A 26,641-nucleotide genomic window follows, 5' to 3' on the forward strand; every position below is an offset into this window, starting at 1 on the left:
TTCTCCTCATACCTCTTGGCTGATCGGGGTCCACCACTGCCACCCTGACAGTCCCCAGGCGGCGAGTTCCTCGGTGACGCGGCTGCTGAGGCCGGCGGCGTCTCCGAAGTGATCGGGGAGGCCGGTGACGGTCAAGGTCATTCGCTCGCCGGCCTGCAGGAGGCACAGGGAGGCGCGCAAGCGGGCCTTTTCCGGGACGAGCCCAGGGACATTCATGGTCCGTAGACCGACGCTTTCGGCGAGACTGCCGCCGAAGTGCGCCACCGGGTCCGGAGCCGTTCCGAAGTTTGAGGCGACCACATCGGTCTGCTGAGCCCCGGGGGCCTTGAGCCGGTTGGCCCAGCGGGCCGGCAGCAGGTGCCACAGCGGTTCGGGGACGAGCGTGCCGCTGTGTTCGCCCGCTGTCCGGAGCAGTTCCTTGGTCGCTGTCCGGGTGTTGCGCAGATTGCGGTGCGGCCGGCTGCCGCCGGGGACGGTCAGCGGCAGCACGACCAGGGCGTTGGCGCGGCCGTCGTCCTCCGCTGTGCGCACGCTCATGGGGATGCCGACATCTATGGTGACCTGCTGGTCCCGCGGCACGTTGCGGCGGATCAGATTGGCCGCGATCTCGATGAAGAGGCTGTTGGCCGTGCCGCCGTGGGCGCGGGCCTGCCGTTCCCAGTCCGCGGCCGGTACGTCGAAGAGGGCCGAGGAGAAGAAGCGGGGTGCGGAGCCTGCCGCCGCGGGCTTGGCGGTGGTGTTGCTGAGGGCGGCGCCGAGCCGGGCGCGCCTGCCCGGGTCCGTGAGCAGGTCAAGTCCCCAGCGTGCGGTTCCGGTGAAGGCTCGGGTGACTTGCCCGAGGGCCTCGCCGAGGTCACCGTCGGCGCCCTCGTCCGCCGGGGCGGGATGTGCGCGGGAGCCGGTGTCATGGGAGGCGATGGCTCGGAAGATGCCCATGCCGTCGCAGCGGAAGTGCGGCACGGTGAGGGAGACGAGAGTGCCGTCCCTGTAGGGAGCGGCCGCCAGCCGCCACAGAGCGGTGGAGCCGACCGGCAGGGGGGCGCGCACCTGCTCGTCGATCCACTGTGAGGCGGTGGCCTCGTCCAGCACCTGCTGGTCGGTGTGCAGGGGTTGCTCGTTGGTGGCGCGGACCCATCTGCGGCGCGCCGCGGGCAGGCGGGCGGGGGCCACTTGGCGGCTGAGCCGGCTCTGGTTCAGCCGGTGCCACTCGGCCACCAGCGCGCTGCGGGAGACGGGGTGCGAGAATTTCCAGAGCACCTGCACGACGCGGGACGAACCCAGGGTCTCTTCCGCGGCGTGCAGCATCTCGTCGGTAGGGTTCAGCCGCCAGGTCGTCATGCCAGCACCTCTCGGAGCCGGGCGGCCGTGTGGACGCCGACGGCGGGCGCGAGCTTGAACCCGCCGCCGTTCCATCCGGTGGCGGTGACCAGGCCGTGCGGTTCGGACCAGGCGGTGACCGTGCCGCCTCCGGCAAGGGCCTGCGCGTCGTAAGCGGTGCGCCCGCCCACCGCGGGGGCGCTTGCCAGGCACGGGATACGCCGGCTCATGACCCCGCGGATACGCTCCTCCTCCGGCGCCGAGATTCCGGTGCGCACGGTCTCCGGTACGTCGGTGGCACCGGAACGCACGCCGGCGAGCAGGGTCGGGTGCGCATCCCATCTGCGCACCCACGCCCCCGTGGTGACATCGACGATGGTCGGCAGTGCGGCGTCCGGGGCGCCGGTGCCCGGGTCGAAGAGGCCATAGGCCACCGACCGGGTGCGCAGCGGCAGGGAAACCCCCACAGACGCGGCCAGCGGGCTGCTGCCGACGCCGGCGGCGAGCAGTACGGCGCCGGCCCGTATGGAGCCGACACCGGTGGCAACGCCGGTCACGCGGGAGCCGGCGGTGCGTACGGCGGTGGCTCGGGCGCGCAGTACCCGCAGGCCGGGGCCCGCGTCGCACAGCAGCGCATGGGCCACCTGCCGGGCCGGGAGCCAGCCGCCCCGTGGTTCGTATACCCCCGACAGGCCGTCGGGTACGTCGAGCCCGGGAAAGCGGGTGCGCATCTCGTCCGCGGACAGCAGCGCGAGGTCATGGCCGGCCTCGCGCAGCGCGCGGGTCTGTGCGCTGTGCCGGGGCAGGTCCGCGCTGGGCAGGAGGGTCAGGGCGCCGTGCTCGCGCACCTGGGGCCAGGTGCCCCGCCAGCCGCACCGGAGGTAGCGCTCCAGGCCCTGTGCCGCCCAGGACGCATGGTGCCGGGCGGGGTCGAAGGCGCGGATGAGGCCGCCGGAGGCCCCGGTGGCACCTCCGGCGATGCCCGAGTCGTCCACCAGGACCACCGACAGCTGCTGCGCGGTGAGCCGTTCGGCAGTGGCCAGGCCGATGATGCCGCCGCCGACGACGACGACATCCGCGCGGGCGACGAACTGCGTCACTGCAGCGCCCCCGCGACCAGGGGCCGTTCGTGCGTCCGCTCGCCCTTGCACATCAGGGAATCGGCGATGTCGGAGGAGCGGGCCGAGAGCATGGCCAGCGCTCCGGCGTCTCCCATGCCGTGACTCGCCTCGCACAGCCCGTTGAGGTACACCCGCCGAGGGGTGGGTGTGTGCTCCTGAGCGGTGAGCTCGATCGAGTAGTCCCGGGCGACGACCGGAACGCCGACCCGGTCGAGGGGGAATCGGTGGGCGATGCCCTCCAGCAGGGGGTGGTAGGGCTCGTCGTTCGGCCCGGTGCCGAAGTCGCGGAACCCCGTACCCAGAATGATCACGTCGGCGTCGAGGGTCTGTTCCACGGCGTGGTTGACATCGCGCACGCGCAGCCGGTGTTCCCCGCCGGGTGCCCGGGTGATCTCGGCAGTCTCGGAGAACGGCACCATGCGCAGTCGGTCGGACCCGGTCAGCTCGTACTCGCGCTGCACCGTGACGAGCTGGTCGATGACGTCCTGGTCACAGGCCGCGTAGTTGATCGACCGAAGTTCTTCCCGCATACGGCGCTTGGTCTCGCTGGGCAACGGGTGGAAGTAGTCGACGAACTGCGGGAGGAACACCTGCCGGCTGAAGGGACTGGTGTCCTTGAGCCGGAATCCGATGCCGCGGTGGAGGGAGGTGACCTGCTCGACGTTGGGGCGGCGCAGCAGGTCGAGGATGATCTCGATGGAGCTCTGGCTGGCACCCACCACGGCAACCTTGATCCGCCGGTCGCGCAGGTGCTCGATGGCGGACAGATACTGAGTCGAGTGGAAGACGGTAGGCCCCAGGACGTCCTGGAAGGGGTAGGGGATGCGCGGGGAGCGGCCGGTGCCCATGACGACGGTCTCCGCCAGGTAGCGGCGGCCGCCCGCGGTGTGAACCGCGAACAGCTCGCTGCCGTCGTCCCCGGTGACCAGGGACAGCCCGGTGGCGGACTGTCCGTAGTCCACCGAGTCGCGGAAGGCTTCAGCCGCCCAGCCGAGGTAGCCGGCGTACTCCCGCCGCAGTGGGAACTTGGCGTTCAGGTGCAGGTAGTCGGTCAGCTCACCGCGTTCGGCGAGGTAATTGACAAAGGTGTAACGGCTGTACTGGTTACGTTGCATCACCAGGTCGCGGAACGGGTTGTTCTGGATGTCCGCGCCGGGCAGTAACTGCTGCTCCTGCCACTGAAAGCCGTCGGCACGCTCGATGAAGTGGGCGGTGCCGCCATGGCCGAGTTCTTCAAGTGTTACCGCGAGGGAGAGGTTCGCGGGTCCGAACCCTACCCCGAGTACGGGATGAATCTGTTGATTCGTCACTGGTCACGGTCCTCTTCGGGCATGCAGGGACGCGAAGATGCGGGTCGTTGAGGGGCGTTCACGCCGGTTCAGTGGCTCTGGAGTTCGGTGCTGGTGATCCGGTTCTCTTCGTCCACGTGAACCACGCGGGACTTGTGCTCGGCGAGCTCGGTCTCCGTCAGCTGCGCGTAGCTGATGATGATGACCTTGTCGTTGGGCTCCACCAGGCGTGCAGCGGCACCGTTGACGATCACCTCGTTGGCGTGCGGGGCACCCAGGATGGTGTAGGTCTCGAACCGTGCGCCGTTGTTGACGTTGACCACGTGCACCAGCTCGTGGACGCCGATCTCCGCGGCCTCCAGCAGTTCGGGGGAGATGGTGATCGAGCCGACGTAGTTGAGATTGCAGTCGGTGATCGACGCGCGGTGGATTTTCGAGTTCATGAACGTGCGGAGCATGAGGAACTTCCTTTGCGGTGTCGGTGCGGTGCGGGGTGTCGGCCGGTACGCGGTGCGAGCGTCGTATCGGCGGTGATGTCAGGACATGGTGGTCAGGACGTCGCGTCAGGGCGTCGTATGCAGGCCGCGGAAGGCGCAGGCCGGTGGCTCGGCGAGCTCGGTGAGCAAAGGGGCCTGCTCGACGACGGAGGGGGCGCCGAAGGACCGGGCCACCCGCTCGGAGAGGTCCGGGGTGACGGGCCAGGCGAGGGTGCGCAGCGACCAGAGGAACTGCAGCACGCCGGAGACGTCGGCCGGGTCGTTGACGTCGATCTGCTCGCTGCGCAGGGCGAGCACCTCCAGGTGCAACGCCAGAGCCTCGGCGGCCTTGCGGATGCTGAAGGTCTCCAGTCGGTAGGCCTCCTCGAACCGCTGCCGGGAGGCCGTCAGAGCGGCCGTCCACCAGGAGGAAGGCGCGGTGTCGGCGCTGCGGCCGGCCAGGTTGGTGTTCAGTGCCCGGGTGAGGGCGGAAATCGGCTCGTCGAAGCGGCGGTTGATCGTCGAGAGGGCGATCTCCTCGCTGAACTCCGACTGCTGGAGCTCGGGGCTGGTCAAGGCGAGCACGAAGCGCGCCCGGTCCCGGCCGACGCTCTCCAGGTACTCCCCGGCCCAGCGGACATCGCCCTTGCTGGTGGAGAACTTGCGGCCCTCCAGGAGGTAGTACTGGTTGGTGAGGGTGCGCGTCTTGGGCAGGGCGACCGGCAGGCCGTGCTTGGCCGCCAGCAGCGAGAGCGTCACATAGACGAAGGCGTTGTAGAACCCGTTGTCGATGCCGATGAACTGAACCAGCTCGTCGCAGTCGCCCAGTCCCGTCTTGCGGGCCTGGGCCAGCCAGTACAGGTGCCCGACGTAGATCTCGGGCCAGGCGTTGATGGCCTGGGCCGGAGCATCGGGGCCGTCCCAGCCCACCGCGATCCCCCACGTACTGGGGTAGGTGATGGGGATGTAGGGCAGACGCGTGGCGAGGGAGTCGGAGACGACCCGGGCCAGGTCGGGGCGGAGCTGTACGTCGGAGTTCCGGTACCAGTCGGTGATCTCCGCGCGGTAGCGCTCCAGGTCCAGGACCCAGATCGACGCCGTGCACCGCGGCAGGGCGGCGGCGGTGTCGCTCGGCAGCATGGCGGCGGGAAGGTTGTAACCGCCGCAGGCCTCGCACACCCCGGCACGGGCATGCGCCAGGCAGGCGGGGCAGCGGCCCGTGACGAAGGCCTCGGCCCGGTACTCCCCGGCCTCGGCGTCGTAGGGAAGCTCCACCTCCCGCTGCTCGAAGGCGCCGTGCTGCCACAGGTGGGTGAAGAAGCCCTCGACGAACTCCGTGTACGCCGCGTCGGGACGCTCGAAGAGATCGACTTGGACTCCGGCCCGCTCCAGGGTGCTGGTGACGCTCTTGAACGCATGCTGGATCAGTTCCTCGGGGCCGGTGCCCATGCGTTCGGCAGTGGTGACCACGTAGGTCTGGTTGTCATCCGTGCTGGTCGAGAACGCCACGTCGTGGCCGAGGACCTTCTGCGAGCGTGCGCAGACGTCGCTGCCCAGTACCGGGCCGGCCAAGTGGCCCAGATGCAGGTCCCCGTTGGGGGTGGGCGGGGAGAAGGTGACGTTGATGCGCCGCTTCCGGTGCGCGCTGTGCGGGTCGCTCATCGCTGGTCCTTGTCCTGCTCCGAAGGCTGGAGCCAGTAGATACTGATGAATGTCAGCGGGTCCGAGTCACTGGTGTTGGTGACGACGTGACGGGTCCCGTGCGGGATGTAGATGACGTCCCCGGAGATGACCGCGCGCTCCTCCTCTCCGACCCGCACGTGCCCCTTACCGCCGGTGAAGATGAACGTCTCGTCCGTGGCGTGGTCGTGCGGGGTGCTCGACTCGGACGGCCGGATGGAGCACAGGGTGCTGTTCCACGGCGGTGTGACGACGTTCTCCCACGGGTACAGCTGGCGCAGGTCGCAGCCGTTCTTGCGGATCTGCTCGTCGCCGTCGGCGGTTTTCACGTACATGGAATCTCCTCGTTGACATGTCGTCGCCGATGCGCCTGCGCCCGGCGGCGGGCCTGGTGTGCTCGATCGCTCTGCGCCCCCGGTGGGGTGCCGCTGTCTACTGGAGGGCGAAGAGACGCTTGATGACACCCGGGTCGAAGGACTCCGGGGGAACCTGATCCGGGCCCTTGAAAGTCGCCATCCGCGAGCCGGCCAGAATCGGGTCGGCCTGCATCGCCTTGGCATAGGCCTTGCGGCGAGCCCTGCCTTCAGGGGTGAACGTCATCTGCATCGTGGTGCGCACCGACCCGGAGATACGGATGCGGTGCATGCGTACCGCGCGCTCCGCGGCGTACGCCTCGAACGCCTCTGGCGTCCAGGAGTGGTGGGATCGCAGCGTTTCCCAGACCGAGCGGGCATCCCGCAGCGCAATGGACAGCCCCTGCCCGACGACCGGGTCGCTCCACCCAGCGGCGTCGCCCACCAGCACCGCGCCCGGGGCGAAGGGGGTGGCGGCCCAGGCGTCGTTCATCGGGTAGAACGCGCAGGACCGGGAGGGCGTGGCCGAGGCAAACATGTCGCTGCCGGGTATGCACCGGAACTGAAAGGCCTTCAGGAAGTCCGCCTGTCGGGTGGGCCCGGAAAAGCGCCCCTTCTGATCGACGCCGTGCAGAATATAGAGCCGTGCCCGGGCGCCATCACGTGGGAAAACGAAGTAGAGCAGGTCGCCCTCGGTGCCGATCGATGTGACGTTGACCGGCCAGTCCTGCAGGTCTTCGACCAGCATTCCGCCGCCCAATGAATTCGGCGAAGTCTGCGTGAGTGCGATGTCCAGCTGGCGGCGTACGGTCGACATCCGGCCGTCGGCGCCGACAACAATGCGGCACGGGACTTCGTATTCCATGTCGTCGAGTTCGTAACGGACGCTCGGGTTCGGCCCGGCGGTCACGTTCACTTCACCTACACCGCGAACGACGGTCGCGCCGGCCTTTTCGGCGGCGGTGGCCAGCGCTTCGCAGGCTTCGGGGTGCCCTACATCCAGAACTCCGGGTATTTCCGGGAGCATCTCGTCCAGGTGCAGCGCATTCTCTCGGGCGGTTTCCGGGTCGACCGTCTCGTCGAAGCCGACGAAGCGGTTCACGAAGGTGCCGCCGGCCTCCAGCAGGGCCTGCTCCAGACCAAGCTGTCGCAGTTCGGCCACGCCCCAGCAATTGACCACCTCCCCGCGGACCTTGTCGCGGTAGACGGTCTGCCGTTCGAGAAGCAGAACCTCGTATCCGTCCCCCGCCAGCGCCGCCGCCAGGGCCGATCCGGCGATGCCGCCGCCGACCACTACAGCATCGATGCGCTCAGCCTTCGCCATGGATTCCTCCGGGAGCCCTAAGTGCGTTCACGTGCCTGCCGTTGCGAAAGGTCGGCCGGGCCAACCACGGAGATAAGGCTTCCCGAACACGGCATCCCGGGGCGATGCATGGAAGCGACATGCCTCGTCACCTTCCGGACACGCGTGTCCAACTGGCGCCGTATTGTGGCTCTGTGCGTACTTCTCCTATGCCGAGCCAAGGAAGGGATTCCCGCTGTGTTGCATCGAACGGAAACCGTTTCTGCCGGTCGGCCGGAGTTCCGACCTGGGTAGGCTGATGCCTTTCAAGGCTGCGCCCGGACGCCTGCTTCATTGGCTTCGAGAGCGCTTCCAGGAAGCTTCGTCGGTTTCGATTCAACGGCGGTCGATTGAGCCGGAAGAGCTGGCTTCCAGTTCGCCGCGCCTGGCTGCAGTGATCCGCGCCCTGTTCCGTGGCACGTGTGAACTCGACTCAACAGGCGGTGCGTTGAGCTGATGCAAGGTTGCCGTGCGCCGGACGCACTGGTGCTCCAGTGCGTGTGTGGCACGGCGTAGGGGCAAACCCGGTTGGCGGCACGACGTATGGGCAACCCTGGTGGCCCCGCCGGCCGTGGCGCAGGGAGGAGGGGCGGCGGGCGTCAGGGCGCCACGGCCCGTTTCGCTAGCCCCGCCAGGACGCGGCGTAGCTGTCGATCTCGGCCGTCAGCTTCGCCTTGGCGGCGCCGTCCATGAAGGAGGCGTCGACGGCGTTCCTGGCGAGGGCGGCCACGCCCTCGGCGTCCAGCTCCAGCAGCCGGGCGGCGACGGCGTATTCGGTGTTGAGGTCCGTGCCGAACATCGGCGGGTCGTCGCTGTTGATGGTGACCGGCACGCCCGCCGCGACCATCTCCTTGAGCGGGTGCTCCTCCAGGGTGCGCACCGCGCGGGTGGCGATGTTGGAGGTGGGGCAGACCTCCAGCGGGATGCGGTGCTCGGCGAGATGGGCCAGTAGCCGGGGGTCCTGGGTGGCGCTGGTGCCGTGGCCGATGCGCTCGGCGCCCAGGTCGTTGAGGGCGTCCCAGATCGTGCCGGGGCCGGTGGTCTCCCCGGCGTGCGGTACGGAGTGCAGACCGGCCGCGCGGGCCCGGTCGAAGTACGGCTTGAACTGCGGGCGCGGCACCCCGATCTCCGGGCCGCCGAGACCGAACGAGACCAGGCCCTCGGGCTGCAGACCGCAGGCGATCCGGGCGGTCTCCTCGGCGGCCTCCAGCCCCGCCTCACCGGGGATGTCGAAGCACCAGCGCAGCACCACGCCCAGCTCCGCCTCCGCCGCCTTCCGGGCGTCCTCGATGGCCTCGACGAACGCGGCGTCGGGGATACCGCGGCGGGTCGAGCTGAACGGGGTGACGGTCAGCTCGGCGTAGCGGATCTGCTGCCGTGCCATGTCCCGGGCGACCTCGTACGTCAGCAGCCGGATGTCCTCGGCGTCGCGGATCAGGTCCACGACGGAGAGATAGACCTCGATGAAGTGCGCGAAGTCGCGGAAGGTGAAGAAGTCGGCGAGCGCTTCGGGGTCGGTGGGGACGGCGGAGTCGGGGTGCCGCGCCGCCAGTTCGGAGACGATGCGCGGTGAGGCCGATCCGACGTGGTGGACGTGCAGCTCCGCCTTGGGCAGGCCCGCGATGAAGGCATCGAGATCGGACAACGGTTCCTCCTGGTCACAGCGTGCGCGGGGTGCGCGGAACGGCGGCCCGGCCATGCTATGCGCCGTCCGGGGGGCCGCGGGGGCGGGTGTGCGGACCGCGCCCTCACCGGCCGCACGACTCGGTCTTACGTCCCCGTGCCGTCCGTCTCCCGCAGCCCGCTACCGGACCGGCTCCGTGCCGTCCGTCTCCCGCAGTCGCTGCCGGGCCGCCATCAGCGCGAAGCCCAGCAGGTTCAGCCCGCGCCAGCGCGCCGGGTCCGCGGCCCGGTCGTCATCGGCGGCCAGGCCGATGCCCCATATCCGGTCCAGCGGGCTGGCCTCCACCAGCACCCGGGACCCCGTGCCGAGCAGGTACGCCCGCAGCGCGGCGTCCTGGCCGAATTTGTGGACGCCGCCCTCGACGACCAGCTCGAAGCGGTGTTGCTGCCAGGTCTCGTCGTCGAAGCCGCGAACCCGGCGCCCGGCGTCCTTGGCCTGCTTGGGGTGGCGCGCCGCGAGCGCCTGCTGCTCGGCCTCCGCGTCGCCGAACAGCCGGGCCTTGCCGGCCATCATCCAGTGCTCCGCGGTGGCGTACCGGACGCCGTCGACCGTGAAGGGGGCGGGCCACCACTGACTGAAGCAGCTCGCGCCGAGGCTGCCGTCGCGGCGCGGGCCGTGGCCCCAGAACTGGACGTACTTCACGTGCTTCCCGGCGGCGGTCGCCCGCCGTAGCTCGTCGACCGAGCGCGGCCCGTCCGCGGCGCGCCCGGCCGCCTCCCCCGTGGTGATCCCCGTGCTGCCGTGCATCATGCCGGGATTCTGACAGCGGGCACCGACAACGTGTCGGGGGCCCCGAGGGTGAAATCGCGTAATCCGTCGCGTAACCAAAAGGCAACAACGGAATCCCTTGTTGAGGCTCTTCTCCTCTGTCAAGATCGGCCATCGAATCCGGAAATAGCTACGCCAGACAGAGCCGCTGAGCGGCCCCGGGCGCCCGGCGGAGGAGAGCACCATGGATCACCGATTCGATGTCACCGAGCGGTTCGCCGAGGGCGCGCAATTCATCGCGGGCAGTCTCCGCGGCGGCACCTCCGGCCGTACCCAGGACGTCGTGGACCCGGCGACCGGCGAGACGGTGTACTCCTACGAACTCGCGGGGACGGCGGACATCGACGCGGCCGTGGAGGCCGCCCGGGAGGCGTTCCCCGAGTGGGGCGGCGCCACCCCGGGCGAGCGCTCCGACGCGCTGCACCGCTTCGCCGCCGTACTCGCCGAGGACGCCGGTGATCTCGCCTACGCGGAATCGCTGAACTGCGGCAAGCCGATCAAGCTCAGTGCCGAGTTCGACGTACCGGGCTCGATCGACAACGCCGCCTTCTTCGCCGGCGCCGCCCGGCACCTGGAGGGCAAGGCCGCCGGCGAGTACAGCGCCGACCACACCTCCGTCATCCGCCGCGAACCGATCGGCGTCGTCGGCTCCATCGCACCGTGGAACTACCCGCTCCAGATGGCCGCCTGGAAGGTGCTGCCGGCCATCGCCGCGGGCAACACCATCGTCCTGAAGCCCGCCGAGATCACCCCGTTCACCTCGCTGCTCTTCGCCCAGGCCGCCCAGCGCGCCGGGCTGCCCGACGGGGTGCTCAACATCGTTTCCGGCGCGGGCCGGGACGCCGGTGAGCGCCTGGTCGGCCACCCCTCCGTCGCGATGACCTCCTTCACCGGGTCGACGGCCGTCGGCAAGCGCGTCGCCGAGATCGCCACCGGTACGGTCAAGCGGCTGCACCTCGAACTCGGCGGCAAGGCCCCGTTCGTCGTCTTCGACGACGCGGATCTGGAGGCCGCCGTCCATGGCGCGGTCGCCGGCGCGCTGATCAACACCGGCCAGGACTGCACCGCCGCCACCCGCGCCTATGTCCAGCGCCCGCTGTACGACGCCTTCGTCAGCGGCGTCGCCGACCTGATGGCGACCGTACGGCTCGGCGACCCCTTCGACCCGTCCACCGACCTGGGCCCGCTGATCTCGCACACCCAGCGCGACCGGGTGGCCGGCTTCGTCGACCGGGCGCGCGACTACGCCACCGTCGTCACCGGCGGTGAGGCCCCAGGCGGCGAGCTCGCCAAGGGCGCCTACTACCGGCCGACGCTGATCGCCGGGGCCGCGCAGGACAGCGAGGTCGTGCAGTCCGAGATCTTCGGGCCGGTGCTGGTCGTGCTGCCCTTCGACAGCGACGACGAGGGCATCGCGCTGGCCAACGACACCCCCTACGGGCTGGCCGCCTCCGCCTGGAGCCGGGACGTCTACCGCACCGGCCGCGCCGCCCGCGAGATCAACGCGGGCTGCGTCTGGGTCAACGACCACATCCCGATCATCAGCGAGATGCCGCACGGCGGCGCCAAGGCATCCGGTTTCGGCAAGGACATGTCGGCCTACTCCTTCGACGAGTACACCCAGGTCAAGCACGTCATGTACGACAACACCGGGGTGGCGCGCAAGGACTGGCACCGCACGATCTTCGGGGACCGCCCGTAAGGGACGTCCCCGGCGAGCACCACCGAGCACCACCGAGCCCCCCACCGGCCCCACCCCCACCACGGGCCCCACCCAGCGGCCAGTGCCGCGCGGCATCGTCACCACCGGCCGAAAGCCGGGCTCACCCCCTGAAAGGGCACTGCGCATGGAGCACCACCAGCAGCCCGAACCCCTGTCCCCGGTCGAACTCGCCGCCGTGCGCCGCAGCATGACCGACGGCCGGCTCGCCATGACCCGCCGCTCCCTGCTGCGTGCGGGCGGCGCCGTGGCGGCCACCGTCGGCGGCCTCGGTGCCCTGTCGGCCTGCGGCATCCCGCCCGCGGGCCGGACGGACGCCGGCCGTTCCACGGACCACTCCAGGGCGGAGAAGCGGATCAACTTCTCCAACTGGACCGAGTACATGGACGTCAGCGACGACGGCAAGCACCGGCCGACGCTGGAGCACTTCACCAAGCGCACCGGCATCGCGGTCAAATACACCGAGGACATCAACGACAACGACGAGTTCTTCGGCAAGATCCAGGCCCAGCTCGCGGCGGGCCAGGACACCGGCCGGGATCTGATCGTGCTCACCGACTGGATGTGCGCACGGATGATCTCCCTCGGCTGGATCGAGTCGCTGGACCCGGCCAACCTGCCGCACGCCTACGCCCATCTCTCCCCGCAGTTCCGCAGCCCCGCCTGGGACCCCGGCCGTGCGCACTCCTACCCCTGGCAGGGCATCCCGGCGATCATCGCCTACAACAAGAAGGCCACCGGCGGCCGGAAGGTCGATTCGGTCAGCCAGCTGCTGGAGGACCCCAAGCTCAAGGGCCGGGTCGGCTTCCTCTCCGAGATGCGCGACAGCGTCGGGCTGACCCTGCTGGACATGGGCAAGCGGCCCGAGGACGTCACCGCGGACGACTACGACGCGGCCCTCGCCCGGCTCCAGAAGGGCGTCGACTCCAAGCAGATCCGCCGCTTCACCGGCAACGACTACACCACCGACCTGGACAAGGGCGACCTCGCCGCCTGTGTGGCCTGGGCGGGCGACGTCGTCCAGCTCCAGAACGACAACCCGGACATCGCCTTCGCCATCCCCAAGTCCGGCTACATGACGTCCAGCGACAACCTCATGGTGCCGAACAAGGCCCGCCACAAGCAGAACGCCGAACGGCTCATCGACTACTTCTACGAGCCCAAGGTGGCGGCGAAGGTCGCGGCGTACATCAACTACGTCTGTCCCGTGGAAGGCGTACGCGAGGAGCTCGCCAAAATCGACAAGAAGGCGGCCGAGAACCCGCTGATCATTCCGGACAAGGAGATGGCCGAGCGGTCACACTCCTTCCGCGCGCTGTCCGCCAAGGAGAACAAGGCGTTCACCCAGAAGTTCTCCGACCTCACCGGAGCCTGAACCCCCACCGGGCCCGCCCGAGCCGCTTCGCCCTCCGACCCACGGGACGACCGACATGACCCACACCGCGACCCCCCAGAGCAGCGGCGGCGACGTCCGCCTCCACGGGATAAGCAAGACCTACGGCTCCTTCACCGCCGTCCATCCGCTCGATCTGACCGTCCCCGCGGGCTCCTTCTTCGCGCTCCTGGGCGCCTCGGGCTGCGGCAAGACCACCACGCTGCGGATGATCGCCGGACTGGAGGAGCCGACCACCGGCACCGTCGAACTGTCGGGCCAGGACGTCACCGTTCTGCCGCCCTACAAGCGCCAGGTCAACACCGTCTTCCAGAACTACGCGCTCTTCCCGCACCTGGACATCTACGAGAACGTCGCCTTCGGCCTCCGCCGCCGCGGCATCAAGTCCGTGAAGAAGCAGGTGGAGGAGATGCTGGACCTGGTCCAGCTCGGCCCGATGGCGCGCCGCAAGCCGCAGCAGCTCTCCGGCGGCCAGCAGCAGCGCGTCGCGGTCGCCCGCGCGCTGATCAACCACCCCCAGGTGCTGCTGCTCGACGAGCCGCTCGGCGCCCTCGACCTCAAGCTGCGCCGCCAGATGCAGCTGGAGCTCAAGCGCATCCAGACCGAGGTCGGCATCACCTTCGTGCACGTCACCCACGACCAGGAGGAGGCCATGACGATGGCCGACACCGTGGCCGTGATGAACGGAGGCCGGGTCGAGCAACTCGGTGCCCCCGCCGACCTCTACGAGAACCCCGGCACCACCTTCGTCGCCAACTTCCTCGGCACCTCCAACCTCATCGCGGCCGAGGTCACCGCGGCCGGCGGCGACGAGCTGCTGCTCAAGGCCGCGGACACCACACTGCGGCTGCCCGCCGACCGGTGTCGGGCCACGGCCCGCAAGGGCGAGAAGGTGCTGGCCGGGATACGACCCGAAAAGGTCTCCCTGACACACGCCGACGACGCCGACACGGTCGCCGACGGACGCAACCGGCTGACCGGCCGCATCAAGGACGCCGGCTTCATCGGCGTCTCCACCCAGTACGTCGTCGACGTGCCCGGCCTGGGCGAACTCGCCGTCTACGAGCAGAACGTCGAGCGCGACGGGCGCCTCGTCCCCGGCGCGGACATCGTCCTGCACTGGAACCCCGCGCACACCTTCGGCCTGGACGCCGCCCAGGACATCCAGGCCGGCGCGGACCTCGACGAGGAGGCCGCGTGACCACCACCGAGACGCCCGCACCACCGGACGGAGAGGCCGGGACGGCACCCCTGGAGGTGCGCAAGTCCCCCGCCCGCAAACGGCTCGTCCCCTACTGGCTGCTGCTGCCCGGCATCCTCTGGCTGATCGTCTTCTTCGCCGCCCCGCTCGTCTACCAGGCGTCGACCTCGGTCCAGACCGGCTCCCTCGAAGAGGGCTTCAAGGTCACCTGGCACTTCGCGACGTACTGGGACGCGCTCGGTGAATACTGGCCGCAGTTCGTCCGCTCCGTGGGCTACGCCGCCACCGCCACCGCGCTCTGCCTGCTGCTCGGCTACCCGCTGGCCTACCTCATCGCCTTCAAGGCCGGACGCTGGCGGAATGTCGTGATGATCCTGGTCATCGCGCCGTTCTTCACCAGCTTCCTGATCCGTACGCTCGCCTGGAAGACGATCCTGGCCGACGGCGGTCCGGTCGTCGGCCTGCTGAACTCGCTGCACGTTCTGGACGTCACCAGCTGGCTGGGGCTCACCGAGGGGCAGCGGGTGCTGGCCACCCCGCTCGCGGTGGTCTGCGGACTGACCTACAACTTCCTGCCGTTCATGGTGCTGCCGCTCTACACCTCGCTGGAGCGCATCGACCCGCGGCTGCACGAGGCCGCCGGGGACCTCTACGCCCGGCCGTCCACCACTTTCCGCCGGGTGACCTTCCCGCTGTCGATGCCCGGTGTCGTCGCCGGCACCCTGCTCACCTTCATCCCGGCCGCCGGTGACTACATCAACGCCGAACTGCTGGGCTCCACCGACCAGAAGATGATCGGCAACGTCATCCAGTCGCAGTTCCTGCGGGTCCTGGACTACCCGACCGCCGCCGCCCTCTCCTTCATCCTCATGGCGGCCATCCTCGCCATGGTCACGCTCTACATCCGCAAGTCGGGGACGGAGGACCTGGTCTGATGGCCGTCCACGAGACCACGAAAGACTCCGCGGCCCCCGCGGCCCGCACGCCGAACCGGGGCCTGCGCTGGCTGCGCCGCAACATCGTCACGCTCGCCGGCCTCGCCACACTGGGCTATCTGATCCTGCCCAACCTCGTGGTGCTGGTCTTCTCCTTCAACAAGCCCAACGGCCGCTTCAACTACCAGTGGCAGCGCTTCTCCACGGACGCCTGGCGCGACCCGTGCGGCGTCGCCGACCTGTGCGGATCACTGGGCCTGAGCCTGCAGCTCGCGCTGTGGGCCACGGTCGGCGCGACCGTCCTCGGCACCATGATCGCGTTCGCGCTGGCCCGCTACCGCTTCCGCGCCCGGGCCGGCGTCAACACCCTGATCTTCCTGCCGATGGCGATGCCCGAGGTCGTCATGGCCGCCTCGCTGGCGACCCTGTTCCTCAACATGGGCATCCGGTTCGGCTTCTGGACGATCCTCATCGCGCACATCATGTTCTGCCTGAGCTTCGTCGTCACCGCCGTCAAGGCCCGGGTGATGAGCATGGACCCGCGGCTGGAGCAGGCCGCGCAGGACCTCTACGCCTCGCCCTTCCAGACCTTCCTGCGGGTGACGCTGCCGATCGCCGCCCCCGGCATCGCATCCGGCGCGCTGCTGTCCTTCGCCCTGTCCTTCGACGACTTCATCATCACCAACTTCAACGCGGGCTCCACCGTGACCTTCCCCATGTTCGTCTGGGGCTCGGCGCAGCGGGGCACGCCCGTTCAGATCAACGTCATCGGCACGGCGATGTTCCTGGTCGCCGTGGTGTGTGTAGTCGTCGGCCAGCTGGCCGGGGCCCGCCGCAAGAGGAGCAAAAGGAGCTGAGAACCATGGCACGAGCTGCCATGACCCCGTCCGCCGCACATGCGCTCGCGGATGCCGAACCCACCCCCTTCTGGCTGACCGACCCGGACCGGCCGGCCGCCCGCCCCGCCCTCGTCGGCGACGAGACCTGCGATCTGCTCGTCGTCGGCGGCGGCTACTCGGGCCTGTGGACCGCACTGATCGCCAAGGAACGCGACCCCCGCCGCGAGGTCGTCCTGGTCGAGGGCGCCGAGATCGGCTGGGCCGCCTCCGGGCGCAACGGCGGCTTCTGCGCCGCCTCCCTCACCCATGGCCTCGGCAACGGCCTGGCCCGCTGGCCCGGCGAACTCGCCACCCTCGAAGCGCTCGGCATCCGCAACCTCGACGCCATCGAGGAGGCCGTCGCCCGCTACGACATCGACTGCGCCTTCGAGCGCACCGGTGAGATCGACATCGCCACCGAGCCCCACCAGGTCGCCGAACTCAAGGAGTTCGCCGAGGACGCCGCCGGGCTCGGCCTGGACCGGCACACCTTCCTCGACGAGGACGAGCTGCGCGCCCAGGTCGACTCGCCGACCTTCCGCGCCGGACTCTGGGACCGCGACGGCGTCGCCATGCTCAACCCGGCCCGGCTCGCCTGGGGCCTGAAGCAGGCCTGCCTCGGCCTCGGCGTCCGCATCTACGAGCGCACCCCCGCCACCGGCCTCGCCTCCGACGGTGCAGGCATGGCCGTCCGCACCCCCTACGGCCGGGTCTTCGCCCGCCAGATCGCGCTCGGCACCAACGCCTTCCCGTCCCTGGTCAAGCGGGTACGCCCGTACATCGTCCCGGTCTATGACCACGCCCTGATGACCGAGCCGCTCTCGGCGGAACAACTCGACGCCATCGGCTGGAAGAACCGCCAGGGCCTCTCGGACTCCAACAACCACTTCCACTACTTCCGTATCACCGCCGACAACCGCATCCTGTGGGGCGGCTACGACATCGTCTACCGCTACGGAGGCGGCGTCCGGGCCGAGTTCGACCACCACCCGGCCACCTACGAGAAGCTCGCCCGGCACTTCTTCCGCTGCTTCCCGCAACTGGAGGGGCTGCGCTTCACCCACGCCTGGGGCGGCGCCATCGACACCTGCTCCCGCTTCTCCGCGTTCTTCGGCACCGCACACGCCGGCCGGGTCGCCTACGCCGCCGGCTACACCGGCCTCGGCGTGGGGGCGACCCGCTTCGGCGCCGACGTCATGCTCGACCTGCTGTCCGGCGAGCGCACCGAGCGTACGCAGCTGGAAATGGTCCGCAGCAAGCCGCTGCCGTTCCCACCCGAGCCACTGCGCTGGGCCGGCATCGGCATCACCCAGTGGTCGATGACCCAGGCCGACACCCGAGGCGGCCGCCGCAATCTGTGGCTGAAGGCCATGGACAAGGTGGGGCTGGGCTTCGACAGCTGATGTGCGGTCGGGGGCGGGCGGTCGGGAGCCGTTCGCCCCGTGTGGCCCTCAGGACCCAGGCCCCGCCCCCGACCACCGGTCGCACACCGCACACCACACCGCGAGCAGCGCCCCGGCCAGGCACCAGCTGCCGAGCACGTCCAGCGGCCAGTGATAGCCCCGGCGCACCAGACCGAGACCCACGGCGGCTTCGAGCAGCGCGACCGCGGCCACGACCGCCGGCCCGAACAGCCGGGCGGACGGGCGGTCCGCCCGTGTCCCCCGCCCGGTGCGGAGCACCAGCAGCGCGGCCACGCCGTACGCCACCGCCGCCGTCGCCGCATGGCCCGACGGATAGAAGCCGTCGTGCGCACCGCCCGCCATCCGCGCCGGACCCGGCCGGGCGAGCCACAGCTTGAGCGGGACGACCAGCGCGGGCACCACCGCCAACGCGAGGCCGGCGGCGAGCGGCGGCAGCCACCAGCGCACCGGCCCACCGCCGTCGGACTCCCGCTGCCTCCCGGTACGCCACCCGCGCCCCCCGGCCCACAGCATGACCACGCACAACACCGGCAGCGCCACGGTCGTGTTGCCGAGATCGGCACAGAACTCGGCGGGCCCGCCGGGGAGTTCACCGGCGGTCAGGGCGCGCCCGAGCCGTTCGTCGAGGGTGCGCAGCGCACCGTGGACCGCCACCTGCCAGGTGAGCGCGGCGAAGAGCAGCACAGCGGCGGAACAGATCCACCACGGTGAGCGGCGCCGGGAGCCGCGCCCGTACGGGCCGGGGGAGCCAGGGCAGTCAGAAGAGTCAGGGGCACCGGAGGGGTCAGGGGCCCCGGGGGTGCCCGGAAAAAGGGTCGGCCGCCTCGGAACAGGGGGGGTGGTTCCGAGGCGGCCGCGTTGACCGGTGTCCCGCGCGCCCCGGGGGGTATGGGGCGGGCGGACATCCGATCGGTGAGGATTCCCGGAACCGGGGGTTCCGGTGTTGTGCGCGAGGGCACGGCCTGATCGGAGCCGGGGAAGCGCCGACCGGGCGTCGCCCGCAGTCCCCTGCGAGCGGGGTGTTTCTCTCATCTGCAGAAACCGTACGGCACGGGGAGCGCACCGGACAGCCGCATCACCCGGCCGCCATGGCCCCCGCACATCTTCTTCACGCCATGTCTCCAGCTACGCGCGTCCATACGGAAATGAGTGCAGAAATGCGGACAGGAGGGGTGGGAGGGGGACAGGCAGCGGGAGAGGGTGAAGGCATGCCCGAGGCCCGGCCGGGGGGGGCGGCCGGCACGGAGCGCGTCCGGAACGCGCCACGGCCCGGGGCACGACATGAATCGTGCCCCGGGCCGTGGCCGAGGTTCCTCCCGCGGACCGCGGACCGCGGACTGCGGAGGCGGGGGTTGTACGGGGCGGGACGCCGCTCAGAGCGCGGTGAAGGCGCCCTCCAGGATGTCCAGACCCTCGTTCAGCAGGTCCTCGCCGATGACCAGCGGCGGCAGGAAGCGCAGCACATTGCCGTACGTGCCGGTCGTCAGGACCAGCAGGCCCTCCTGGTGGCAGGCCTTGGCCAGCGCGGCGGTGGCCTCCGGGTTCGGCTCCTTCGAACCGGACTTGACCAGCTCGATCGCGATCATCGCGCCGCGGCCGCGGACCTCGCCGACGATGTCGTACTTCTCGGCGAGGGCGTTCAGCCGGGCCTTCATGACCTCGCCGATCCGGCGGGCCTTGGCGTTCAGGTCCTGCTCGCGCATGGTCTCGATGGAACCGAGCGCCGCGGCGCAGGCCACCGGGTTGCCGCCGTAGGTACCGCCCAGGCCGCCCGCGTGCGCCGCGTCCATGATCTCCGCGCGGCCGGTGACCGCGGCCAGCGGCAGACCGCCCGCGATGCCCTTCGCCGTCGTGATCAGGTCCGGGACGATGCCCTCGTCCTCACACGCGAACCACTGGCCCGTACGGCAGAAGCCGGACTGGATCTCGTCCGCGACGAAGACGATGCCGTTCTCCTTGGCGAAGTTGGCGATCGCCGGGAGGAAGCCCTTGGCCGGCTCGATGAAGCCGCCCTCACCCAGCACCGGCTCGATGATGATCGCCGCGACGTTCTCCGCGCCGATCTGCTTGGTGATCTGAGAGATCGCCTGGTCGGCGGCCTCCTGCGCACAGTTCTCCGGGCCGGTCAGCCAGCGGTAGGGGTAGGCCACCGGGACGCGGTAGACCTCGGGCGCGAACGGGCCGAAGCCCTGCTTGTACGGCATGTTCTTGGACGTGAGCGCCATCGTGAGGTTCGTCCGGCCGTGGTAGCCGTGGTCGAAGACGACGACCGCCTGGCGCTTGGTGTGCACACGGGCGATCTTGACGGCGTTCTCGACGGCCTCCGCACCGGAGTTGAACAGCGCCGACTTCTTCGCGTGGTCGCCCGGCGTCAGCTCGGCCAGCTGCTCACAGACCTCGATGTACGGCTCGTACGGCGCCACCATGGCGCAGGTGTGGGTGAAGGCCTCGAGCTGCGCGGTGGCCCGGCGGACGACGGCCTCGGCGCTGTTGCCGACCGAGGTCACCGCGATGCCCGAGCCGAAGTCGATCAGGGAGTTGCCGTCCACGTCCTCCAGGACGCCACCGCCCGCGCGCTTCACGAATACGGGCAGCACGGCGCCGACACCAGCGGCCACCGTGGCCTGCTTACGGGCCCACAGCTCCTGCGACTTCGGGCCGGGGATCGCAGTGACGACGCGACGCTCCTGGGCGAGGGCGGGGCCTCCGGACAGTTCGGTCATGGCAGTCTCCTGGGGGTGGAACGGGACCTACAGAGGTGTTGTTCTCGCAGGCTAGGGGCGGCCGGGCGGGTCTGGCATGTTCCGTTCGGGAGAAGTGCGCGTGTTGCGTTGTCCGCACCGGACATAGCCGCGGCCCACGGCCAGTAGATTGAACGGCGGCCCGCCCGGCAACGGGCGGACGCCAGCGCGGGCATGACAATGGCAACGCGGCCGGCCGCCCCGGCCGCCGCACCACGACGCAGCAGGCCACGGCTCAAGGGGGACAAGGGGCACCGGATGGACACCGAGGGCACGCACGACGCACAGCACACCGCTCCCCAGCCGTCCGGCGGAGCGCACCGACCCGAACCCACCGTGCCGCGTCCCGCGGCACCTCCCGCCCCACCGGCCGCGCCGCCGAACACCCCGCCGCCACCCGCTGTCCCGCCCGCCTTCCCGGCGGCGGCTGCCACGTCCCCGGGCACCGCGCCCACCGGCTCCGCCGCCGAACCGCCGCTGCTGGGCTGGCTGCGCACCCCGCGCCCCGCTGCCGCACCCGGGATCTGGGCATACGGCCACCGGCCCCGTCCGGCCGAAGAACCCGACCGGGTTCCCGGACGCCAGCTGATCATCGGCGCGGTGATCTCGTTCCTGTGCGGCTGGCTGCTGTGGTCGCTGTTGTGGAACAACTACCTCGGGCCGTACTGGGCCTGGCCCATGGCGGTCCTCTTCCCCGACTCCTGGGTGCTCGGGGCGACATCGGGCGACCGGATGGCCTACGCCATCGCCTCCCGCATCTACTATGGCCTGTGGATCCTCGGCCTGGTGATCGTCTTCGGCCGCCTCGGCCGGTGGACGGAACTGCTCCGCCGGTACGTGCTCCCCGTCTTCCGCCGCAAGGACGCGCCGGTCCCCAGGCCCGAGCCCGCCGCCGACCGCGCGCTCTGGCCCGAACTGCGTACCCATGGCGCCCCGGACGCCGCCGACAAGCTCGCCGCCGAGGCGCGGGCCGGCCGGATGAACGATGTCGACGTGGCCAGGATCGACCGCGCCTGGCAGTCGGTGCGGTCCGGCGCGAACTCCCTCGCGTCCTTCACCGACACCGTGCTCCGTCATGGCGCTGCGGCATGTGCGCACCCCTCCGGGCGGCGTGATCTGACCCGCAGGGCCGCCCACCACGACCTGCTCGCCCGTCAGGTCCGGATCGGCACCGCCGCCGAACACCCGCGGAACCCGTACCAGCACCGCGGAGCGGGAAGTGCGCTGTCGCCCGCGGTGCTGGGCACCTCGCTGCTGGCCGTGGGCCCGGCCGGAAGCGGCAAGACCACCCGCGTGGTCAAGCCGGTCGTGGAATCGATGTGCCTCCAGGCGCTCGCCGGGCAGTGCGCGGTGATCGCCGTGGGCCCGGCGGGACCGGACCTCGGACCGGATGACGCGTTCGATGTGGTGGTCAGGGTCGGCCGTCCGGACCCGGAGTGCGATCTCGACCTGTACGGGGGCACCACCGACCCCGACGAGGCGTCCGGGATTCTCGCCGAGGCACTGGTCGGTGACCTCGCGGAGCAACTGCCCGGAGGTGACAGCCGGCGCGCCGCGACCGCGCTGTCCCAGGTGCTCGGCCCCTTCCGGGCCGTCCACGACCGCTTCCCCACGGTGCCCGAGCTACGGGAACTGCTGGACGGCGCGCCCCGGGCGATGGCCGCGCTGCGCACCGCCCTGGAGGACACCGGCGCCCACACCCTGCTGCGCGAACTGGACGCCCGCGCACGCCAGTCGGACCGCGCCGGTGATGTCGCCGTACTGCTCGCCGACCGCATCGCGCTGCTCGACCGGCCCGCCTTCGCCGCCTTCTTCGACCCCACGGGAAACACCCGCCAGGTCTCGCTCCGGTCCCTCGACCACCCCCTGCGGGTCCGGATCGAACTGCCGGAGCGCGGGCATGCGGAGGCCTCACGGATTCTCGCCCGGCTGGTCCTGGCGCAGTTCACCGAGTGCGCGGTGGCCCGCGGCGACCGCTCGCTGTTCGCCTGCCTCGTCATCGACGAGGCCGCGCACACCATCACTGCCGAGGCCCTGCGCGGGCTGCAGCGGCTGCGCTCGGCGAACGCCGGCGCGGTGCTGACCCTGCGTTCCCTGGACGAGGTCCCCGACGCGCTGCGCGGCGGGCTGCTCGGTGCGGTCGGCTGCCGGATGGCGTTCGCAGGCGTCACGACCTGGGACGGCGCACGGTTCGCCGAGGTATGGGGCAAGGAGTGGGTGGAGACCCGCGATGTGACCGACCGGCAGATCATCGCGGAGAGCGCCGCGGGGAAGGCGTTCCACATGGTGCGCCAGCTGGTCACCGGCAAGGCCGCCACCGCCAAAGCCGTCACCGTCCGCACCGTCGAGCGGGAGCGCTGGTCGGCCTCGGATCTCGCGAATTCGGTGCCGCCGGGGCATGCCGTGCTGTCCGTGACGTCGGTGGCGGGGGAGCACGCTCCGCCGGTGCTGGTGGATCTGCGGTCCTGAGGGCGGCGGGGAGAGACGGGCACGCCCCCTGCGCGCCTGCACGGGTGGGTGCAGGGGCGGCCGACGGGGCCGACGGGCCCGGCGCGGCCGCCGGGCCCGGAAGCATGGGATCCCTTCCATTCCTCTCGATTCCTCCGTTGAGGCAGAATCGGCACTGGCCGTTCATACGAGGCGGCGTAAACAATCGGGTGTCGGGCGGGCAGCGGCCGGTTCGTGGCCGGTTGTCGTTCGGTCGTCCCTCGCAGTCGTCGACGTCATGAAGGTCCCATGCCGCACACCCTGGCTTCCCTGGTCAACCACACCGCGCTCAAGCTGACCGTGCTCGCGGGCGAGGAGCGGCTGGACGCGCCGGTGCGCTGGGCGCATGCCAGCGAGCTGATCGACCCGGTGCCGTACATGGAGGGCGGGGAGCTGCTGCTGATCACGGCGCTCAAGCTGGACGCGGAGGACCGGGAGGCGACCCGGCGGTATGTGCGGCGGATCGCGGAGGCCGGGGTCGTCGGGCTGGGGTTCGCGGCCGGGGTCAATTATGAGGAGGTGCCGCGGGCGCTGGTCGACGCGGCCCGGGAACAGGGACTGCCGCTGCTCGGGGTGCCGCGCCGGACGCCGTTCATCGCGATCAGCAAGGCGGTGTCGGCGGCCGTCGCGGCCGACCAGTACCGCGCGGTGACGGCGGGGTTCGAGGCGCAGCGGGAGCTGACCCGGGCGGCGCTCGGCACCGAGGGACCGGCCGAGCTGCTGGCCCGGCTCGCGGCGCATCTGGACGGCTGGGCCGCGCTCTACGACGCCTCCGGCACGGTGGTGGCCGCCGCCCCCGACTGGGCCGCCCGCCGCGCCGCCCGGCTGGCCGATGACGTCGCGCGGCTGCGGGAGCGGCCCGCCCCCGCCAGCGCGGTCGTCAGTGACACCGACGGCGACGACCGGGTCGAGCTCCAGTCGCTGGGCACCGGACGCCGGGCCCGCGGGGTGCTCGCGGTCGGGACCGGGGCGCCGCCCGGCACCGCCGAGCGCTATGCCGTGCACTCCGCGGTCGCGCTGCTCACCTTGACCACCGAGCGGTCCCGGGCGCTCCAGGACGCCGAGCAGCGGCTGGGCGACGCGGTGCTGAAGATGCTGCTCGCGGGGGAGCCGGACCATGCGCGGGCGGTGGCCGGGCGGCTCTACGGCGGGCTGCTGGACGCACCGTTCCGGGTGGTGGTGGCCGAGCCGGTGACCGGCGACGAGCCGTCGTCCGGGGTGGCGTCGGGCGTCGGGGCCGCGGGGGTGCTCGACGGGCTCGCCGACGCGATGGACTCGGCGGCCGCGAGGACAGGTGAAGCGGTGCTGGCCGTGCCGGGGGGCGGCCGGCTGGTCGCGCTGGTCACCGACGGCGGGGCGGCCGCGGACGCCTGCGCCGCGTACGCCGCCGAGGCCGAGGCACGGGCCGGCACCCAGCCGCGGGCGCGGGGCCGGGCGGGGCGGGCGACGGCGGGCCCAGGCCAGGGGACGACGGGGCGCCACGGCCAGGGGCTGGCCGTCGGGCTGTCCGCGCCGACCGGGCCGACGGCCGCGGCGAACGCCTACCGGCAGGCCGAACAGGCGCTGTCGGTGGCGCGCCGGCGCGGCCGGGCGCTGGTCGAGCACGAGGACGTGGCGGCCGGTTCGGTGCTGCCGCTGCTCGCCGACGACGCGGTCCGCGCGTTCGCGGACGGGCTGCTGCGGGCGCTGCGCGAGCACGACGCGACCGGCCGCGGCGACCTGGTGGCCTCGCTGCGCGCCTGGCTCGCCCGGCACGGCCAGTGGGACGCGGCCGCCGCCGACCTGGGAGTGCACCGCCACACCCTGCGCTACCGGATGCGGCGGGTGGAGGAGATCCTGGGACGCTCGCTGGACGACGCGGACGTGCGGATGGAGCTGTGGCTCGCGTTGAAGGCGACCTCGGCGCCGCAGGGGGAGTGAGGGCGGCCCGCCCGGCTCGGTTTCTGCACGTGGCAGCCCGGCGGGCGCCGCCCCCGCTCTTTCCGTGCAGGTGGCACTCCGGGGCCCGCCGCCCCGGTTCGTTCCGCGGCGGGCCCTGCCCGGCTCGGTCCGCGCAGATGGAGGCCGTAGGAGCGCGGTGCGGGGGCGCCACGGCGCGCTCGCGCCCCCGCACCCCGGCTCCCCCCGATGCCCCCTCCACCACGGAGAGGCGAGCGCGGTGATTTCTACGCTTCGGACAAACGCCACTACGGCGTCGCACCCCTACCGTGGTCCCAGAGTCAAAACCGCAGAGCCGCTCCCTGAGCCTTGCGCACCACCCACCACGTCTGAAGGGCCGGGTTCCACTGTGCCGATCCCCACTGATGCAGCCCCCACCGCCTTCTGGCTCGCCGGCCGCGAGGCCACCGGCGAGGCCACCTTCGATGTCACCTCCCCCTGGGACGGACGTCTCGTCGGCACGGTGAGCGTCCCCACCGAGGCCCAGGTCGAGGAGGCCGTCGCCGCCTCCGTCGCGGTCCAGGACGAGCTCGCCGCGACCCCCGCGCATGTGCGCGCCGCCGCCCTGGACCATGTGCACCGCCGGCTGGTGGAGCGTACGGAGGAGATCGCCCGGCTGATCTCCGCGGAGAACGGCAAGCCCATGAAGTGGGCGCGCGGCGAGGTCGGCCGCGCCGTCTCCGTGTTCCGGTTCGCCGCCGAGGAGGCCCGCCGCTTCAACGGCGGCGAGGCGCAGCGCCTGGACACCGACGCGGGCGGCGCCGGCCGGCTCGCGCTGACCCGCCGCTTCCCGCGCGGCACGGTCCTGGGCATCGCCCCGTTCAACTTCCCGCTCAACCTCTGCGCCCACAAGGTCGCCCCGGCCATCGCGGCCGGCGTCCCGATCATCCTCAAGCCGGCCCCGGCCACCCCGCTCTCCGGTCTGCTCATCGGCGAGCTGCTGGCCGAGACCGAACTGCCGGCCGGCTCCTGGTCGATCCTCCCGGTGCCCAACGACCGGATGCCGGCGCTGGTCCAGGACGAGCGGCTGCCGGTGGTCTCCTTCACCGGCTCCGAGAAGGTCGGCTACGCCATCCTCGACTCGGTGCCGCGCAAGCACTGCACCCTGGAGCTCGGCGGCAACGGCGCGGCCGTCGTCCTGCCCGACTGGTCCTCCGAGGCGGACCTGGACTGGGCGGCGCAGCGCATCGCCACCTTCTCCAACTACCAGGGCGGCCAGTCCTGCATCTCGGTGCAGCGGGTCATCGCGGACGCGTCGGTGTACGACCGGCTGGTGCCGAAGATCGTGGCGGCCGTCGGGGCGCAGGTCACCGGCGACCCGTCGGACGACGCGACCGAGGTCGGCCCGCTGGTCGACGAGAACGCCGCCAAGCGCGTCGAGTCCTGGGTGGACGAGGCCGTCGAGCGCGGCGCGAAGCTGCTCGCGGGCGGCAAGCGCGACGGCGCCTCCTACGCGCCGACCGTGCTGGAGAACGTGCCCGCCGACGCCACCCTCGCCTGCGAAGAGGTCTTCGGCCCGGTGCTCACGCTCACGAAGGTCGACGGGGAGGCCGAGGCCTTCGCGGCCGTCAACGACTCCAAGTTCGGCCTCCAGGCCGGGGTGTTCACCCACGACGTGCAGACCGCCTTCCGCGCCCACCGCGCGCTGGAGGTCGGCGGCGTGATCCTCGGCGACGTGCCGTCCTACCGCGCCGACCAGATGCCCTACGGCGGCGTCAAGCAGTCCGGTGTGGGCCGCGAGGGCGTGCGCTTCGCGATGGACGACTACACCTACGAGCGGGTGCTGGTCCTCACCGGCCTGAACCTGTAACGACCGGCCCGGCCCGGACCGGTGGACAGCGGCGGCCATTCCTTGGGCCGGACCGCCGTCCGGGCCCCGGCCGGCGCCCGGCGC

Annotated in this window: 20 protein-coding genes; 9 read left to right on the plus strand and 11 right to left on the minus strand. The window is 71.3% G+C overall.

Features of this window, described 5'->3' with window-relative positions:
• Positions 1–6: 6 nt before the first annotated feature.
• From ACFW5B_RS10435 to ACFW5B_RS10475, 9 genes are all read right to left on the minus strand, one after another.
• Positions 7–1,338 carry a hypothetical protein gene (locus ACFW5B_RS10435; protein WP_386436241.1) on the minus strand — a complete coding sequence of 444 codons (1,332 nt, stop codon included), beginning with the start codon at positions 1,336–1,338 and terminating at the stop codon, positions 7–9.
• Positions 1,335–2,417 (minus strand): NAD(P)/FAD-dependent oxidoreductase, encoded by a 1,083-nt coding sequence (locus tag ACFW5B_RS10440; RefSeq protein WP_386436244.1) that lies wholly within the window; start codon positions 2,415–2,417, stop codon positions 1,335–1,337. The genes ACFW5B_RS10435 and ACFW5B_RS10440 overlap by 4 nt, the downstream gene beginning before the upstream one ends.
• Entirely contained in the window at positions 2,414–3,748 is a 1,335-nt protein-coding gene (locus tag ACFW5B_RS10445; protein ID WP_386436247.1) for a SidA/IucD/PvdA family monooxygenase, read from the minus strand. The genes ACFW5B_RS10440 and ACFW5B_RS10445 overlap by 4 nt, the downstream gene beginning before the upstream one ends.
• A gap of 68 nt (positions 3,749–3,816) precedes the next feature.
• Positions 3,817–4,185 (minus strand): aspartate 1-decarboxylase, encoded by a 369-nt coding sequence (gene panD / locus ACFW5B_RS10450; protein WP_386436250.1) that lies wholly within the window; start codon positions 4,183–4,185, stop codon positions 3,817–3,819.
• Between the two features lie 105 nt (positions 4,186–4,290).
• Entirely contained in the window at positions 4,291–5,865 is a 1,575-nt protein-coding gene (locus tag ACFW5B_RS10455) for a class I tRNA ligase family protein (protein WP_386436253.1), read from the minus strand.
• Positions 5,862–6,218, minus strand: a complete 357-nt coding sequence (locus ACFW5B_RS10460) for a cupin domain-containing protein (protein WP_386436256.1) — start codon at positions 6,216–6,218, stop codon at positions 5,862–5,864. The genes ACFW5B_RS10455 and ACFW5B_RS10460 overlap by 4 nt, the downstream gene beginning before the upstream one ends.
• A 97-nt stretch (positions 6,219–6,315) precedes the next feature.
• Positions 6,316–7,560 carry an FAD-dependent oxidoreductase gene (locus ACFW5B_RS10465; protein ID WP_386436259.1) on the minus strand — a complete coding sequence of 415 codons (1,245 nt, stop codon included), beginning with the start codon at positions 7,558–7,560 and terminating at the stop codon, positions 6,316–6,318.
• Positions 7,561–8,200: 640 nt separating this feature from the next.
• Complete coding sequence (locus tag ACFW5B_RS10470; RefSeq protein WP_386436262.1) at positions 8,201–9,277, minus strand: adenosine deaminase; 1,077 nt, start codon at positions 9,275–9,277, stop codon at positions 8,201–8,203.
• Between the two features lie 105 nt (positions 9,278–9,382).
• Positions 9,383–10,012, minus strand: coding sequence for an NADAR family protein (locus tag ACFW5B_RS10475; RefSeq protein ID WP_386436265.1), 630 nt, complete (start codon positions 10,010–10,012; stop codon positions 9,383–9,385).
• A gap of 202 nt (positions 10,013–10,214) precedes the next feature.
• Between ACFW5B_RS10475 and ACFW5B_RS10480 the strand changes: the two genes are divergently transcribed.
• From ACFW5B_RS10480 to ACFW5B_RS10505, 6 genes are all read left to right on the plus strand, one after another.
• Positions 10,215–11,732: a gamma-aminobutyraldehyde dehydrogenase gene (locus ACFW5B_RS10480; RefSeq protein ID WP_386436268.1), complete on the plus strand. Its 1,518-nt coding sequence runs from the start codon at positions 10,215–10,217 to the stop codon at positions 11,730–11,732.
• 145 nt (positions 11,733–11,877) lie between these two features.
• Complete coding sequence (locus ACFW5B_RS10485) at positions 11,878–13,125, plus strand: PotD/PotF family extracellular solute-binding protein (RefSeq protein ID WP_386436271.1); 1,248 nt, start codon at positions 11,878–11,880, stop codon at positions 13,123–13,125.
• Positions 13,126–13,180: 55 nt separating this feature from the next.
• Positions 13,181–14,344 (plus strand): ABC transporter ATP-binding protein, encoded by a 1,164-nt coding sequence (locus ACFW5B_RS10490; RefSeq protein WP_386436274.1) that lies wholly within the window; start codon positions 13,181–13,183, stop codon positions 14,342–14,344.
• Positions 14,341–15,279, plus strand: a complete 939-nt coding sequence (locus ACFW5B_RS10495) for an ABC transporter permease (protein ID WP_386436277.1) — start codon at positions 14,341–14,343, stop codon at positions 15,277–15,279. The genes ACFW5B_RS10490 and ACFW5B_RS10495 overlap by 4 nt, the downstream gene beginning before the upstream one ends.
• A complete protein-coding gene (locus tag ACFW5B_RS10500; protein ID WP_386436280.1) occupies positions 15,279–16,136 on the plus strand; it encodes an ABC transporter permease in 858 nt (285 codons plus the stop codon). The genes ACFW5B_RS10495 and ACFW5B_RS10500 overlap by 1 nt, the downstream gene beginning before the upstream one ends.
• A gap of 5 nt (positions 16,137–16,141) precedes the next feature.
• Positions 16,142–17,560 (plus strand): NAD(P)/FAD-dependent oxidoreductase, encoded by a 1,419-nt coding sequence (locus tag ACFW5B_RS10505; protein ID WP_386436283.1) that lies wholly within the window; start codon positions 16,142–16,144, stop codon positions 17,558–17,560.
• Positions 17,561–17,608: 48 nt separating this feature from the next.
• Here the strand turns inward: ACFW5B_RS10505 and ACFW5B_RS10510 are convergent, their stop codons facing one another.
• The gene (locus ACFW5B_RS10510) at positions 17,609–18,265 is read right to left on the minus strand and encodes a phosphatase PAP2 family protein (protein ID WP_386436286.1); all 657 of its coding nucleotides are present in this window, start codon (positions 18,263–18,265) and stop codon (positions 17,609–17,611) included.
• Between the two features lie 689 nt (positions 18,266–18,954).
• Positions 18,955–20,304, minus strand: a complete 1,350-nt coding sequence (gene gabT, locus ACFW5B_RS10515; RefSeq protein ID WP_386436289.1) for a 4-aminobutyrate--2-oxoglutarate transaminase — start codon at positions 20,302–20,304, stop codon at positions 18,955–18,957.
• A 276-nt stretch (positions 20,305–20,580) separates the two neighbouring features.
• Here gabT and ACFW5B_RS10520 point away from each other — a divergent pair, with 276 nt between their 5' ends.
• The 3 genes from ACFW5B_RS10520 to ACFW5B_RS10530 all read left to right on the plus strand — a co-directional run bounded on the left by ACFW5B_RS10520 (position 20,581) and on the right by ACFW5B_RS10530 (position 26,557).
• Positions 20,581–22,791: an ATP-binding protein gene (locus tag ACFW5B_RS10520; RefSeq protein ID WP_386436292.1), complete on the plus strand. Its 2,211-nt coding sequence runs from the start codon at positions 20,581–20,583 to the stop codon at positions 22,789–22,791.
• A 267-nt stretch (positions 22,792–23,058) separates the two neighbouring features.
• Entirely contained in the window at positions 23,059–24,729 is a 1,671-nt protein-coding gene (locus ACFW5B_RS10525) for a PucR family transcriptional regulator (RefSeq protein ID WP_386436295.1), read from the plus strand.
• A 367-nt stretch (positions 24,730–25,096) separates the two neighbouring features.
• The gene (locus ACFW5B_RS10530; RefSeq protein WP_386436298.1) at positions 25,097–26,557 is read left to right on the plus strand and encodes an aldehyde dehydrogenase family protein; all 1,461 of its coding nucleotides are present in this window, start codon (positions 25,097–25,099) and stop codon (positions 26,555–26,557) included.
• The last annotated feature ends 84 nt before the right edge of the window (positions 26,558–26,641 follow it).

The sequence above is a fragment of the Streptomyces sp. NPDC058773 genome (assembly GCF_042746015.1).
GTDB lineage: Bacteria > Actinomycetota > Actinomycetes > Streptomycetales > Streptomycetaceae > Streptomyces.

Excerpts from the sequence above, each read along its gene's own strand:
- ACFW5B_RS10435 (WP_386436241.1), bottom strand. The coding sequence starts at position 1,338 with ATGACGACCTGGCGGCTGAACCCTACCGACGAGATGCTGCACGCCGCG.
- panD (WP_386436250.1), bottom strand. The coding sequence starts at position 4,185 with ATGCTCCGCACGTTCATGAACTCGAAAATCCACCGCGCGTCGATCACC.
- ACFW5B_RS10455 (WP_386436253.1), bottom strand. The coding sequence starts at position 5,865 with ATGAGCGACCCGCACAGCGCGCACCGGAAGCGGCGCATCAACGTCACC.
- ACFW5B_RS10460 (WP_386436256.1), bottom strand. The coding sequence starts at position 6,218 with ATGTACGTGAAAACCGCCGACGGCGACGAGCAGATCCGCAAGAACGGC.
- ACFW5B_RS10465 (WP_386436259.1), bottom strand. The coding sequence starts at position 7,560 with ATGGCGAAGGCTGAGCGCATCGATGCTGTAGTGGTCGGCGGCGGCATC.
- ACFW5B_RS10470 (WP_386436262.1), bottom strand. The coding sequence starts at position 9,277 with ATGGCCGGGCCGCCGTTCCGCGCACCCCGCGCACGCTGTGACCAGGAG.
- ACFW5B_RS10475 (WP_386436265.1), bottom strand. The coding sequence starts at position 10,012 with ATGATGCACGGCAGCACGGGGATCACCACGGGGGAGGCGGCCGGGCGC.
- ACFW5B_RS10480 (WP_386436268.1), top strand. The coding sequence starts at position 10,215 with ATGGATCACCGATTCGATGTCACCGAGCGGTTCGCCGAGGGCGCGCAA.
- ACFW5B_RS10485 (WP_386436271.1), top strand. The coding sequence starts at position 11,878 with ATGGAGCACCACCAGCAGCCCGAACCCCTGTCCCCGGTCGAACTCGCC.
- ACFW5B_RS10490 (WP_386436274.1), top strand. The coding sequence starts at position 13,181 with ATGACCCACACCGCGACCCCCCAGAGCAGCGGCGGCGACGTCCGCCTC.
- ACFW5B_RS10500 (WP_386436280.1), top strand. The coding sequence starts at position 15,279 with ATGGCCGTCCACGAGACCACGAAAGACTCCGCGGCCCCCGCGGCCCGC.
- ACFW5B_RS10505 (WP_386436283.1), top strand. The coding sequence starts at position 16,142 with ATGGCACGAGCTGCCATGACCCCGTCCGCCGCACATGCGCTCGCGGAT.
- gabT (WP_386436289.1), bottom strand. The coding sequence starts at position 20,304 with ATGACCGAACTGTCCGGAGGCCCCGCCCTCGCCCAGGAGCGTCGCGTC.
- ACFW5B_RS10520 (WP_386436292.1), top strand. The coding sequence starts at position 20,581 with ATGGACACCGAGGGCACGCACGACGCACAGCACACCGCTCCCCAGCCG.
- ACFW5B_RS10525 (WP_386436295.1), top strand. The coding sequence starts at position 23,059 with ATGCCGCACACCCTGGCTTCCCTGGTCAACCACACCGCGCTCAAGCTG.